The 14,622-nt window shown below is 49.3% G+C and carries 11 protein-coding genes and 2 pseudogenes; 8 read left to right on the plus strand and 5 right to left on the minus strand.

Features of this window, described 5'->3' with window-relative positions; all coding sequences use genetic code 11:
- The 4 genes and pseudogenes from VJY99_RS13130 to VJY99_RS13145 form a co-directional block, all read right to left on the minus strand.
- A pseudogene (locus tag VJY99_RS13130) lies at positions 1-459 on the minus strand (PTS sugar transporter subunit IIC); the annotation flags it as partial.
- Positions 460-510: 51 nt separating this feature from the next.
- Positions 511-1,887: a glycoside hydrolase family 1 protein gene (locus VJY99_RS13135; RefSeq protein WP_324119120.1), complete on the minus strand. Its 1,377-nt coding sequence runs from the start codon at positions 1,885-1,887 to the stop codon at positions 511-513.
- Positions 1,888-2,235: 348 nt separating this feature from the next.
- Positions 2,236-3,021, minus strand: coding sequence for a DeoR/GlpR family DNA-binding transcription regulator (locus VJY99_RS13140; protein WP_129034290.1), 786 nt, complete (start codon positions 3,019-3,021; stop codon positions 2,236-2,238).
- Between the two features lie 33 nt (positions 3,022-3,054).
- Complete coding sequence (locus VJY99_RS13145; protein ID WP_324119123.1) at positions 3,055-3,951, minus strand: sugar kinase; 897 nt, start codon at positions 3,949-3,951, stop codon at positions 3,055-3,057.
- Between the two features lie 165 nt (positions 3,952-4,116).
- On the opposite strand from VJY99_RS13145, the gene yihU reads away from it, so the two are divergent.
- The 8 genes and pseudogenes from yihU to VJY99_RS13185 all read left to right on the plus strand — a co-directional run bounded on the left by yihU (position 4,117) and on the right by VJY99_RS13185 (position 13,155).
- Positions 4,117-5,010: a sulfolactaldehyde 3-reductase gene (gene yihU, locus VJY99_RS13150; protein WP_312069674.1), complete on the plus strand. Its 894-nt coding sequence runs from the start codon at positions 4,117-4,119 to the stop codon at positions 5,008-5,010.
- Positions 5,011-5,025: 15 nt separating this feature from the next.
- Complete coding sequence (yihT, locus tag VJY99_RS13155; protein WP_324119126.1) at positions 5,026-5,901, plus strand: sulfofructosephosphate aldolase; 876 nt, start codon at positions 5,026-5,028, stop codon at positions 5,899-5,901.
- A 16-nt stretch (positions 5,902-5,917) separates the two neighbouring features.
- Positions 5,918-7,159, plus strand: a complete 1,242-nt coding sequence (gene yihS / locus VJY99_RS13160; protein ID WP_324119128.1) for a sulfoquinovose isomerase — start codon at positions 5,918-5,920, stop codon at positions 7,157-7,159.
- A 31-nt stretch (positions 7,160-7,190) separates the two neighbouring features.
- Positions 7,191-8,081 carry an aldose-1-epimerase gene (locus VJY99_RS13165; RefSeq protein ID WP_129034285.1) on the plus strand — a complete coding sequence of 297 codons (891 nt, stop codon included), beginning with the start codon at positions 7,191-7,193 and terminating at the stop codon, positions 8,079-8,081.
- A gap of 33 nt (positions 8,082-8,114) precedes the next feature.
- Positions 8,115-10,157: an alpha-glucosidase gene (locus VJY99_RS13170; protein WP_324119130.1), complete on the plus strand. Its 2,043-nt coding sequence runs from the start codon at positions 8,115-8,117 to the stop codon at positions 10,155-10,157.
- Positions 10,158-10,174: 17 nt separating this feature from the next.
- The gene (locus tag VJY99_RS13175) at positions 10,175-11,086 is read left to right on the plus strand and encodes a sulfite exporter TauE/SafE family protein (protein WP_129034283.1); all 912 of its coding nucleotides are present in this window, start codon (positions 10,175-10,177) and stop codon (positions 11,084-11,086) included.
- A gap of 84 nt (positions 11,087-11,170) precedes the next feature.
- On the plus strand, positions 11,171-12,565 hold the full coding sequence (locus VJY99_RS13180; RefSeq protein ID WP_324119132.1) for an MFS transporter: 1,395 nt from the start codon (positions 11,171-11,173) through the stop codon (positions 12,563-12,565).
- A 309-nt stretch (positions 12,566-12,874) separates the two neighbouring features.
- A pseudogene (locus tag VJY99_RS13185) lies at positions 12,875-13,155 on the plus strand (helix-turn-helix domain-containing protein).
- Positions 13,156-13,565: 410 nt separating this feature from the next.
- On the opposite strand, the gene VJY99_RS13190 reads toward VJY99_RS13185, so the two are convergent.
- Positions 13,566-14,622, minus strand: a 1,057-nt coding sequence (locus VJY99_RS13190) for a fimbrial protein (protein WP_324119134.1), incomplete at its 5' end; no start/stop codon positions are given.

Genomic DNA, 14,622 nt, shown 5'->3' on the forward strand with positions numbered 1-14,622 from the left:
AAATATGCCCGTCGAGCCGATATTGCTGAACGTCAGCACCTGGGTGACATTCACCGTCGCCTGGCTGCCGACGGGCACCAGCTGGAGCTGCATCGGCATCATAATGATAAAACTGCTTACGGCGATAACCACTGCCGAAACCGGGTTGTCGAAATCTTTGTTGCGCGCCAGCGACCAGGCAATCATCGGGGCGAGTAACAACGCCGCGATGTTCAGCGTGCCGTTAATAATCGCCTCACCCCACACCTTAAAGTGGGCGAGCGTTTCCCCTTCGAACACCCACGGAAACACCACGTTATTCACCAGCACCGCGAGACCGGCAAGGATAAAGATCGGCATTACCGTGGCGAAGGCGTCGCGCAAGGAACGTAAGTGCACCTGGTTTGCCAGGCGCGCGGAGAACTCAACAAATCTGTCGACAAACGACTGCATCGCAGGTGTAATTTTTGTATCAGACATAGCGGATATTCCCATCAATCAGTCACAAAAACCGGTCCGGCAGCGTAAGGCTTACAGCTCGCTTCCGTTGCTATGAATAGCCTGTTTTAACCACGCGTAGCTCTTTTTCGGCACGCGTTTCAGATCCTTGAGATCGTGGTTTTCACGGTTGACGTACACCACGCCGTAGCGTTTACGCATATCGCCCTGCGAGCTGAGAATGTCGATCAACCCCCAGCCGAGGTAGCCTATCACCTGCGCGCCGTCTTCAAAGATCGCCGCTTTCATCGCCTCGAAATGCTTGCGGTGATAATCGATGCGGTAATCATCTTCTATCGGATTCACCCCGTCCCAGGACTCAATCACCCCGATGCCGTTTTCAATCGGAAAGACCGGCAGACGCCAGTCGTTGTAATAGCGGGTGATAATGGTGCGAAAACCGAGCGGATCGATTTGCCAGTTCCATTCGGTGGCTTTCAGGAACGGATTGTTCTTCTCGCCGTGGGCCAGGTAGTAGTTCACCTGCGTGCCTTCCGGAATCGGGTCGCTGTCGAGGGTTTTACTTGCGTAGTAGCTAAACGCCATGTAGTCGTTTTTGGTTCGCGCCAGCAGGGCCAAATCGTCCTCACGATAGATATCCCCAAATCCTTGCTGTTCAACCACTGCCATCACCGCCGGGCTGTAGCCCTGACCGGCAAAGACGCGCAGCAGATTCTGGTTGAGGAATTCGTCGTACTGCTGAGCGCAGAAGATATCGCGCGGTTTGCAGGTGGCCGGGTAGATGAGTTGATGCGCCAGCATGCCGCCCATCAACTGCCCCGGTTTGGCCTGGTGCAGATACTCCGTCAGCGCCATGTGCGCCACCATCGTATGATGCTGGATTTCGTAGAGTTCGCGCAGGGTTTGCTCGCCCTTCATGTAGCCTGAGACTCTGAACGCTTCCGGCATATGGAAAATGTTCTGCTCGTTAAAGGTCAGCCAGTACTTCACACGGTCGCCGTAGCAGTCGATCATCTTTTTGCCGTAGCGCACAAACGCGTCCAGCACCCGGCGATCGTTAAACCCGTTGTACTCCTGCGCCAGGGCCAGCGGCATGTCGAAGTGGTACAGGCAGACCATCGGCTCAATGCCGCGCGCGATGAGATCGTTGATAAAGCGATCGTAAAACGCGATGCCCTCTTCGTTGAATTCGCCGTCACCCTGCGGGCAGACACGGCTCCAGGAGATCTGGAAGCGGTAGCAGTTCATGCCCAGATCCTGCATCAGGTCGAAATCTTCCTGGTAGCGATGATACGAATCGGTGGCGACTTTCCAGTCAGAGGCATTTTCCCCGGCTTCGCGGATGTCATACACCGACATCCCCTTTCCGCCCTCGTTCCATGCCCCCTCGGTCTGCATACTGGAAACCGAGTTACCCCATAAAAAGTTAGCTGGCAGTGATTGTTTCATGGTCTCTCCCTATATGACTAGTCATTTAAATTTCATGACTAGTCATATAGGCAAAGATGAAAAATCAAGCAAACGAAAGGATCGTTTTTTGTGAGCGGGATAGAAATAAAGAAGCCGGATGTCGTGTCATATTAAAGTTATGTCACTAATCACGTTTATCATAATAAAGTTATGTCGCTATTCTGGCTAACCAGCTGGATGGCCAGTATTGGTCAGCACTGGCGTGTAGTGCCGACAATCGCTTCGTCTCGCTTGTCTTTACCTAATGAATAATTTCTGCAAGCTGTAGTCTCCTTTGAGCAAAAGATTAGTGACAAATAACCTTACTGAAGGGGAATCTACCAACAATTAGTCGCCTGGATTGACCTTAACAATGTCCACCTTGCTGGATTTCAGGTGAGTAATAAGTTCAGGTTCGGGAATTTCATCGGTGAAGAGCGCTTTCGTCTGCGCCACATTTCCTATTTCAACTGCAGCAGTAGCGTAAAATTTTGTATGATCGGCTGCCAACAAGATATGCCGGGAGTGAGCCATCATCATTTTCACCACACTGGCTTCATTAACATCAAACTCCGTCAACGTGCCGTCATTTTCGATACCCCCGACGCTGCTCACCAGGTAATCTGCGCGAAAACCTGATATGAATTCTGTCGCTGTTGGTCCTGTTATTCCCCCATTATGCGGGCGCAACGTACCGCCAGGTACCATGACTTCAAAGCGTGGGTTTTTATAAAGGATCTTGGCCACTCGCAGGCTATTGGTGATGATGCGAAGATGATGATGGTGAAGCAGTGCGCGGGCAACATGCTCCACCGTAGTCCCTATAGTGATGAAGATCGTCGAGCCGTCAGGTATATAATCCGCAATGGCCTCAGCAATAGCACGCTTCTCTTCTGTCAATGCCAGCTCACGCTGCTCAAAAGCGGTATTGATTATGCTGGAGGCGCGGCCCGCGCCTCCATGATGGCGTGTTATCAATCCCTGCTCACTAAGTTTACGGATATCACGCCGCACTGTTTGTGTCGATACGCCAAGCATCTCCGCAAGAACATCAATGTTCATATATCCGCGATGAGCGAGCAAATTCAAAAGCTGATCATGTCGTGGATTACCGGTTAGTGCTGTATGGCTCATGGGATGTCCTGTCAAATCATCATGTTCACTATTCTATACAAAAAGTGACATAAAGCATCGGGTTTGATCACTATCAGGTATTCCCGCTCGCCCTCCTGGTCGCGTACATTTTAATGCAGCCACCGCGCTGGCGAAGCGAACAGCATGCTCCAGCGTGTCAGAATCTGTCAGAGCGACCGCAAATGCTCCATGGAAAACGTCGCCAGCTCCGGTTGTATCCACCACTCTTACTGCAAAAGCAGGATGATGTCGCAGAGTATCATTTTCAAGCCAGTAGCAACCCTCTTCGCCGCATGTGACGTATACATGTCCATTTGTGAGCGTTTGTGCTTCTTTAAGTGCAACCGTGCTATCACTGATCCCGGTCAGACGTTCTAAACCTGGTGCAGAAAATACCGCGTGGTCGCTTAACTCGACCAGATCCGCAATATTTTGCGGGGTGGTATCACCATCAAGCACAGTCAAAACACCATGCTTTCTCGCGAGAGTAAACGCCTGTTTGGCACCTTCATGCCAGCGCACATCAGCAAGAATGACATCATATTGTGAGAAATCAATTTCGTTTAGCCAGCCCGCGTCATCTGGTAAATCAGGGCTTGGAAAACTGGCAATAATGCGCTCACCAGCATTATCGACCAGTATTGCTGACTGCGAAGAGCGAGCGTGTTTGATTATCCGGGAATAGCGTGTATTAACACCCCATGTCTCCAGTTCTGTGAGTAGTCTACGACCCGTATCGTCATCGCCTACCCGTCCGATAAAGTCAACTTGTACCCCCAGCTTAGAGGCGGCGACCGCCGCTGTTGCTGCAGGTCCCCCCCCTACCTCGGTGTAGCTTTTCGCAACAAATTTCCCCCCCTCTTTAGGGAGTTCATCGAGATACCAGATGCGATCCAGCACAGTGATACCAACACAAGCGATTCGGGTCATGGTCATTACTCCAGCGTGTTTGAGTTGTCCTCATCTTAATATCGCAATCTGTTTTTAAATTGACCGACGTCAATTTTATAACCATAAATTACAAATACACTCAAAAACAGACAGCATCAAAATGATCAAAATGACAAAAACTTACACAACAGTTCAGGAGGCGTTATGTCAGTAATTGCATTTATTGGACTTGGACAGATGGGGGCCCCAATGGCGAGCAATCTGCTCAAACAAGGCCATCAGCTGAATGTTTATGATGTGGCTCCTAAGGCTGTAGAAGCCTTAACACAGAAAGGCGCAATACCCTGTTCCACACCTGCTGTTGCCGCTGAAGGCGCTGAATTCGTCATTACCATGCTGCCGAATGGAGATCTGGTTAGCTCCGTTTTGTTTGGGGAAAATGGTGTTTGTGAAAAGCTATCACCTGAAGCGCTGGTCATCGATATGTCGACGATTCATCCTCTGCAAACCGACCAGTTAATTACAAAAATGATCAAAATGGGATTTAGCATGATGGATGTGCCTGTGGGCCGAACCTCCGATCATGCCATTGAGGGCACGCTGCTGTTGCTTGCTGGCGGAACACCTCAGCAGATAGAACGCGCCAACCCCATTCTGATGGCAATGGGAAGCGAGTTAATTGAAGCGGGAGGACCCGGAATGGGGATCCGCGTCAAGCTGGTCAATAACTATATGAGTATCGCCCTGAATGCATTGGCCGCTGAAGCTGCCGTTTTGTGTGAAGCACTGGGGCTTTCTTTCAGCGTCGCACTGGACGTCATGGCCGGTACCCCTGCCGGAAAAGGCCATTTTACAACTACCTGGCCAAATAAAGTCCTGAAAGGTGACCTTTCCCCTGCATTCATGATCGATCTCGCGCATAAAGATCTCGGGATCGCTCTGGACGTTGCAAATCAGTTACATGTCCCAATGCCACTCGGCGCAGCCTCTCGCGAAGTGTATAACCAGGCCCGCGCGGCCGGACGCGGTCGTGAAGACTGGACGGCCATCCTCGAACATGTTCGCACATCTGCTGGGCTGAAAATCAACATTGATTAACAAAAGGAATATCGAATGACGACATACTCTCTTAAGGATATCACCCGACCCTCTGGCGGTTTTGCAATGCTCGCCGTCGATCAGCGTGAAGCAATGCGCCTGATGTTTTCTGCTTCAGGCCTGCCCGCGCCGGTGACTGACCAGCAACTGACCGATTTCAAAGTCAACGCTGCTAAAATTCTGTCCCCTTACGCCTCCGCTATCCTGGTTGACCAACAATTTTGCTATCGCCAGATAGTCGAGCAAAACGCCTTAGCTAAAAACTGCGCGATGATTGTTGCGGCAGATAAGTTCATCCCTGGTAACGGCCTCCCGGTTGATAGTGTGATGATTGATAACAGTATCGATCCACATATGGTCAAACGCGATGGGGGAAAAGCTCTGAAGTTATTGGTTCTCTGGCGCAGCGATGAAGACCCTCAGCAACGTCTGGACATGGTTCGAGACTTTAACCAACTGTGCCATACAAATGGCTTGCTCAGCATCATTGAACCCGTCGTGCGACCACCACGACGCTGTAATACGTTTGACAGGGAGCAGGCCATTATCGAAGCGGCGAAAGAGCTAGGGAATAGCGGAGCCGACCTCTATAAGGTTGAAATGCCGCTGAACGGTAAAGGATCACAGCAGGAGTTGCTGAAGGCCGCACAGGCACTTAACGACCATATCGCGATGCCATGGGTAATCCTCTCTTCCGGCGTGGATGAAAAATTATTCCCTCGTGCGGTGCGTGTTGCGATGCAGGCTGGAGCATCTGGCTTTCTTGCCGGGCGAGCCGTTTGGTCTTCTGTAGTTGGGTTGCCAGATACTGAACTCATGCTACGCGATATTTCCGTTCCTAAATTACATCGTCTGGGCGAGATCGTCGATGAAATGATGGCCCGCCGTTAATACAAGGAGAGCAAAGATGAAATGGTTTAATACCCTGAGCCATAACCGTTGGCTGGAACAAGAAACTGACCGCATTTTGGATTTTGGCAAAAAAGCTGCAGTACCGACTGGTTTTGGCTGGCTCGGTAATACCGGGCAAGTGAAAGAAGATATGGGAACCCATCTTTGGATCACTGCTCGAATGTTACACGTATATTCTGTGGCGGCGTCTATGGGACGTCCGGGTGCTTATTCCCTGGTCGATCATGGCATAAATGCCCTCAATGGCGCACTACGCGACAAGCAATATGGAGGCTGGTACGCCTGTGTGAATAACGATGGTGTAGTCGATGCCTCTAAACAGGGTTATCAGCATTTCTTCGCTTTACTTGGTGCAGCCAGCGCCGTCACTACTGGTCATCCAAAGGCGCGTCAACTTCTTAATGATGTTATCGAGATCATTGAGACATATTTCTGGAGCGAGCAAGAGAAAATGTGCCTCGAGTCCTGGGATGAAACCTTTAGTAAAACCGAAGATTATCGTGGCGGCAACGCCAATATGCATGCTGTTGAAGCGTTCCTGATCGTCTATGACGTAACGCAAGACCATAAATGGCTTGATCGTGCTTTACGGATCACAGAGGTGATAATCCACGATGTTGCCCGTAAGAGCGAATACAGGGTTAACGAACATTTTGATACTAACTGGAACCCAATCCGGGATTACAACAAAGATAATCCCGCACATCGGTTCCGCGCTTATGGCGGGACGCCTGGGCACTGGATCGAATGGGGACGGCTGATGCTTCATCTTCGTGCTGCACTGGAAGCGCGTGACGAAACGCCGCCTGCATGGCTTCTGGAGGATGCGAAAGGTCTCTTTAACGCAACCATTCGTGATGCCTGGGCACCCGACGGTGCCGACGGTTTTGTCTACACCGTAGACTGGGATGGCAAACCTATTGTTCGTGAACGTGTCCGCTGGCCAATTGTAGAAGCAATGGGGACCGCCTATGCGTTGTATACCGTAACGGGTGATGAACAATACGAAGCCTGGTATCAGCAATGGTGGGAATACTGCATCAAATACCTTATGGATTATGAAAATGGATCCTGGTGGCAGGAGCTTGATCCCAATAACGAAGTAACGACCAAAGTTTGGGACGGCAAGCAGGATATTTATCATCTGTTGCATTGTCTGGTAATACCGCGTCTGCCACTGGCTCCTGGGCTTGCTCCTGCTGTTGCCGCCGGTTTGCTGGATATCAATGCTCAATAATACCTGTTGAACCACCCACGGGATCACGCAAATGCATAAAAGTGGAAAGACTGTAGAGCTCCGGGCTGGAGACTATCACGCGAAAATAGTCACTACTGGTGCAGGATTAGCTCAGCTGACCCGCTGCGGACGTAATCTTACGCTCCCACACAGACCAGAAGATATGCCTCCTGCACATCTGGGGAAAGTGCTTCTTCCATGGCCGAATCGTATCGCCAACGCAAGTTATGTTTTTGCCAACGAAACATTGCAGCCGGCTATAAACGATCGTGCGTCTGGCGCGGCTATTCACGGCCTGTTGGCATGGCACAACTGGCAGATCGCAAGGAAGACAGACCAGACCGTCATTCTTGAGGCATTTCTGCCGCCTAACTACGGTTACCCTTTTATGCTACATGCTGAGGTTACCTGGACTTTAGACAGTATTGCGGGCCTTCAGGCCCGCATCTGCGCCACCAATATCGGCAATACAGACGCACCATACGGTGCAGGTGCACATCCTTATTTAACCTGCGATTTAGAAAAAATAGACAGTTGTGAACTCCACATGCCGCGGTCACGGCTGTTCGACCACACCACACGACACTACTCCAGCACCGAGGATGCGGCGCTGGATTTCTCAACACCAGCACTCATTAATGCTACCAGTATTGATCATAGCTTTCACATTACTGCACTTACCGAACAGTGGGAAGTACGCCTGGTCAGCCCGCGTCAGAGACTGGCCGTTTGGCTACGTGGCTCACAGCCGTGGATACAGGTCTACAGCGGTGAAAAATTAGGGCGTACAGGCCTGGCGGTAGAGCCAATGAGTTGTCCACCGGATGCCTTCAATTCTGGTATCGATCTGGTTCGGCTTAAGCCTGGCGATACCCATCAGCTGTGGTTTGCCATAGGTGGTGAAGACATCTCACAAAATTAGCAACATACGGATGACATGACAAAGGAGGGTTTGATGAATGCACAGCATGCTGGGTCTAATACTGTATCACTCGATCTCACGACTGACGGGTTTACCCTCACTTATAAACAACGCGTGATTCTGCGCCACAGTGATAAGGTTCCCTGCTTGTGGATTGGCGCTGGCACGGCTGATATTGAGATGTTTCGTGGCAACTTTAGTATTAAGGATCTGCTGCGCGAGAAAATTACGCTGAAAAATATCACCCTTACAGCAAAAAACAACGGATGGGTAATTCGTTTCACCCGAGCCGATGACATAAATGCCACCCTCTTTATCAGTACCGATCAACAGGGCCGTCTGGAACTAAGGGTCAAAAATGACTCTCCATCCTACAACCGTATCTGGCTCCGATTAGCGGCCCAGCCGGATGATCACATTTATGGGGGCGGTGAACAGTTCTCCTACTTTGATTTACGTGGCAAACCATTCCCACTGTGGACCAGCGAACAGGGTATTGGACGAAACAAAAAGCACCACATCACGTGGCTTGCTGACTGTCATGAGAATGCTGGGGGCGATTATTACTGGACTTTTTACCCACAGCCAACCTTTGTCAGTACACAGAAGTATTACTGTCATATCGACAACACGTGCTATATGAATTTTGATTTCAGTGCGCCCGAATACCATGAACTGGCGTTCTGGGAAGACAACGCAACGCTGCGATTTGAATGCGCCGACACCTATATTGAGCTACTTGAAAAACTCACCGCTTTACTGGGCCGACAGCAAGAACTTCCAGACTGGGTCTACGACGGCGTCACGCTTGGTATTCAGGGCGGCACAGACGTTTGCCAGCAAAAGCTCGATTTAATGCGCAGCAGTGGTGTCAAAGTTAATGGCATCTGGGCGCAGGACTGGTCAGGATGCAGAATGACCTCCTTCGGCAAACGCGTCATGTGGAACTGGTCATGGGATCATGAGCGTTATCCACAGTTAGATAAGCGTATTCAGCAATGGGATCAGCAGGGGATTAAGTTCCTTTCCTATATTAATCCCTATGTCGCCAGTGACAAAAATCTCTGCAAAGAGGCAGCAGAACGCGGATTTCTTACCAAAGATGCCAATAATCTGGACTATCACGTCGAATTCGGTGAGTTCTACGCAGGTGTCATCGACCTGACGAACCCAGAAGCCTATGACTGGTATAAAGGGGTTATCAAAAAAAACCTGATTGAACTGGGTTGCGCGGGCTGGATGGCTGATTTCGGTGAATATCTTCCCACCGACACCTTTTTGTACAACGGCGTAAGCGCCGAGATAATGCATAACGCATGGCCAGTACTATGGGCAAAATGTAACTACGAGGCCTTACAGGAAACCGACAAACTTGGCGAAGTGCTGTTCTTTATGCGCGCAGGTTACACCGGTAGTCAGAAGTATTCCACCATGATGTGGGCTGGGGATCAGAATGTGGACTGGAGTCTGGACGATGGCCTCGCGTCCGTAATTCCTGCAGCGCTATCACTCGCAATGAGCGGGCATGGGTTGCATCACAGTGACATAGGCGGCTATACCACACTTTATGGAATGAAGCGCAGTAAAGAGCTGCTACTGCGCTGGTGTGAATTCAGTGCTTTCACTCCGATGATGCGTACTCATGAAGGAAATCGTCCTGCCGATAACTGGCAGTTTGATGGTGATAGCGAAACGATTGCCCACTTCGCACGCATGACCTCTATCTTCACCACCTTAAAACCTTACATCAAAGATGCCGTCTCACAGAATGCACTCCGCGGTCTGCCGGTGATGCGCCCGTTATTTATTCACTATGAGGATGATCCACACACATACACATTGAAATATCAGTATCTATTTGGCCGCGACCTGTTGGTCGCTCCGGTTTATGAAGAAGGGCGCAGCAGCTGGACTGTCTATCTGCCTGAAGATGACTGGATCAGTATCTGGACTGGCGAAAGGTTCGCCGGCGGCGAGATTACCGTTTCGACACCCATTGGGAAACCGCCGGTGTTTTACCGTAAACAGAGCGAATGGTGCGTATTATTTGCCTCGCTTCGCCAGATTAACTCCTGAACATACAAGGATTAGTTATGGATTTCTTCACTCTATTTACGCCTGATGGCGTTGTGCTGGACTACACCACAGTGGCAATGGTTATCGCCATTATGTTCCTTTATACCTTCGTTGGCATCTGTGCAGGATTTGGCGGCGCACTGACCACAATGCCACTTATTACATTGCTGATACCTTTAAAAATGGCTGCACCGATGTCAGTGATTGTGGGTACGGCGACTGCTCTTTATGCAACATGGCTTTCACGCAAGGAGACCAACTGGAAATCGGCACTGGTGCTAATTATCTTTTCATTAGCTGGCATCCCCATAGGAATTTATGCCCTTTCATACCTACCCGATCACATTATGAAAATAGGGCTAGGCAGTTTCCTGATTCTTTACTCATTTTACAGCCTGTTCATTCCTCGCTTGCCAGTGTATGACAAAAACTGGATTGCAATGCCAACAGGGGTGATCGCTGGTGCACTGGGATCGGCGTTTTCCACAAATGGGCCACCGGTCGTAATTTACGGCATGCTTCGTAATCTTGCTCCTGCCGCTTTCCGCGGGACATTGAATGCTTTTTTTACCGCAAATAACATTGCCATCATTGGTGGGCTTACCAGTAGCGGAATCCTGACCATCTCCACCGTTAAGCTAGTAGCATTCTGCATACCGACCATGATTCTAGGGTCGCTGGTTGGACAATACGTGCACAAACGTATTCCTGTGAATACTTTCCGCGTTGTAGTGTTTTTGCTGCTGATTACCTCGGGTGCGATGCTTATTAAGGGCGCACTCGGGATCTCAACTCTCAGCGCTCTACTGCCAGTGTTTGCAGTATTAGGGCTTCTGCATCTGGTGTTTGGGAAAAAGGTCGCCGCAATACGTGCAGAAGAACAGGCTAAGTCGCAAAAAAAAGAAGGTGAGAAGGATCATATTCAGTAGTAACCGTGTCTTTAAAGACATCACTTATGGAATGAGCTATGCCAACTAAAAATAGCGCTCTTCGGAGCGCTATGAGGGACGAATATGAATCGAAATCCTAGTCCGCTGACACTTAGGCTCAGCTTGCGTGAAAAGTTTTCCTATGGAATCGGAGATCTGGGCTCAAATCTCATGCTTGGTATCGGGACGCTATACCTTCTTAAATTTTATACCGATGAGTTAGGGATCCCCGCAATTTACGGTGGGCTCATTTTTCTTATAGCCAAATTTTTTACTGCCTTTACCGATATGTTTACCGGTATGCTACTCGACTCGCGACGTAAAATAGGAGCACGTGGAAAATTCAGACCCTTTATCTTGTACGCCTCTGTCCCGGTCGCATTAATAGCAACAGTACAATTTGTCGCTACTGATTTTAATTTATCGGTTAAAACTACCCTCGCAACAATCTTTTTTATGCTGTTTGGACTTTTTTACAGCCTGATGAATTGTTCTTACGGAGCGATGGTACCGGCTATAACTAAAAACCCTGAAGAACGTGCGCATCTGGCGGCATGGCGTCAGGGAGGGGCAACGGTAGGTTTATTGTTATGCACCGTTGGATTTATGCCTATCCAGGCATTATTCACTGTTAGTACTTCGTTGGGTTATACTATCGCAGCACTAGTGTTTTCCATCGGTGGTCTGTTGTGTATGTGGTGGTGCTATAGCGGCGTAAAAGAACGATATACCGAAGCTATCCCCACTCATCATAAACCTGGGATAGTGGCATCGTTTTTTACGGTGTTTCAAAATCCACCGCTGCTGATTTTGTGCATCGCTAATCTTTGTACGCTGGCTGCTTTCAATATTAAACTGGTGATCCAGGTTTACTACGCCCAGTATGTCCTAGAGGATCTTCAATTGCTGTCATGGATGGGTTTCTTCAGTATGGGTTGCATTCTGGTAGGTGTTCTGCTGGTACCTGGCGCTGTTAAGCAGTTTGGTAAGAAGCGAGTCTATCTCGGTGGCCTGTTGCTGTGGGCAATTGGTGACATGTTGAACTTTGCATTTGGAAACAGCTCCCTGTTATTCATAGGATTCTCTTGCATAGCATTTTTCGGTACGGCGTTTGTAAACAGTCTGAACTGGGCTTTGGTACCTGACACCGTAGAGTATGGCGAGTGGAAAACGGGTGTTCGTACGGAGGGATCGGTTTATACAGGTTTTACCTTCTCGCGTAAGATTTCTGCAGCACTTGCCGGATTTTTGCCGGGTCTAATGCTAACCCATATTGGCTATATCCCACAAATAACGCAAAGCGACATGACTATTCAGGGGTTGCGGCAGTTAATTTTTCTCTGGCCCTGCGCGTTAGTCGTCATTGCGGCAATTATCATGGGGTTGTTCTATAAGCTCAACGAGGTTAAGTTTAATCAGATTGTTGAAGCACTGGAACAGAGAAAACGAGATGCACTTCCTGCTATCCAAACTAAATAAAACCACTCATCAGCTTCAATATAAGCCATTTCTCACAAGATGCTATATAATACAAGTTATCTTAAAAGTAAGAAGTTAACCATTGATGAAAACAGTGAGTCACGCCTGGTAAAATAATTAACTGTAATAATTTACTAATCTTAGAAATTGATACTCCCTCTAATGAAGATTCCCCGAATCTTGTTATGTCACTATTATAGGGACCAGGTCACCTTTAAGCTGTAAATCCACTTTAACAGCTTATAGGGTGTAATATAAAATAACAGCTCAGAGGTTGTATCAATTTCAACTATAGCGGTCAGAGGCATAATGAAAGATGTTTATCCGATAAGAACACTCAATCACTTACGCCCCTGCTCATAGGTTTTCGCAAATCGCAAGGACTGACACAACAAGAAGTTGCTGAACAACTAGGCGTGACACAGCAGACATATGCTCGCCTGGAGACCAACCCTGCCAGTGTCAGTATTACACGTCTGTTTAGAGTGTTTACTGTTCTTGGGGTAGAAATTAACCTCTCCTCGGAGTCATGTTCCACAATCAGAAAAGAGACAGAAACAAACAGTGATTTTGTAAATTCGCCTGCCTGAAGGGAGAAATGGTAACGATATGAACCGAGCACAATAGAGTTTAGCGAGATGCATGAATGGCATACAAGCAGATGCCACCTCAGCACATAATCTCAGAATCATGGATTGAGGGCGTGTATTACATGAGCTCCACTTCTGCATACTCATGTATGCATACGTAGCCCGCACTCAATCGTTGCGAAACCCTTACAGCAAAAAGTATGCTCAATGCCACTTGAGTCATCGCCAGTAAAAACATTTAAAATCAATTAATTAAATTTAATAATAACATAACTTAATTATGAGAATCCCGATTAGTGACATAACTTTTTTATGATACTACACTGGAGGGCCCTGCTCTTTCTCTCAAAACAGCACAGGGTTCTCTCGGATTCGATCATTGTAGAAAGTGATGAACGCTAACCTTTGCCCTAGTAATACGTGATCGTCACATTCACTTTTGCCGTAAAATCCCCGGAAAAGGTATTGTCATTTGCGTCAGTTATCTCGGGGGCTGTCTGTATGGCCGCCGCCTGGAAAAACGCCGTATTCTTCCCTTTCTGCCCCACTCCGATATTCTGCTTCACGCCCATTCGCACCACTTTTCCTTCACTGTTATAGAGTCCCACTTCGAGGCCTTTTAGCTTTTGACCATTTTGATCGCTCACTGCCGAAATGGTCTCTCGTCCGGGCACAATGGTGTAGGGCTCATCAAAGGTAAACTCGACATTGTTGGTGTAGCTGCTGCAGGTAAAATCCATGCCAAAACGGGTCAGCTTCCCTTCCCGCGGGAAGGTACCGCTGCTGCTTTTGCGAAATTCCCCCAAGTCCACGGTCTGATGTTTGTTATTCAGCGAGCAGGACGGCGCTGCCATATAGACGCCCGACCCGAGCGGCACATCGACGCTTGAGGCGCCGCCCAGGCCGTCAATGGAGAACGTGAGGTGCGCCCCCGGCGGAATGACCGCTTCTGAGCGATAATCCACCCAGCCCAGTTTAATCAGCTCCACGCGCATCGATTCGATGGCAAAATTGTATTTGTTATCAAACCGGTACAGGGTTTTGCCGGCGTTGTACTGGGCACCAAACTGCACCAGCGTCGAGTCCTCTTTCCCGTTAATAATCGGGTATTCCACCCCGAGGCGTTTCCCCAGCACCATACGGGCAGACGGATAGCTGTCCGGCGGGGTCTCTTCGCTCAGCGACACCGCCTTGATGTACATCTTCATTTTGATGCCGTTGTTGGTGGTCTGCGCCTCCCCGGTCCAGTCCAGCGCCTTATCATTCACCGTGCTGAAGCTGAGGGTGATGTTGCCGTCAAAATTCGCCGGGGCGTCCAGGTCCTGACCGTCCGAGGTACAGGACAGGCGCATGTTGGGCAGAAACTGCGCGTAGTCCAGCGACAGCACGACGGTGTAGTCGGGGGTGTTTTCATCCACCGCAATCGGGTTTTCCCGGGTAAAGGGGGCGAACGGCAGCGCCCCCCCG

The organism is Buttiauxella sp. (assembly GCF_035271705.1).
Taxonomy (GTDB): domain Bacteria; phylum Pseudomonadota; class Gammaproteobacteria; order Enterobacterales; family Enterobacteriaceae; genus Buttiauxella.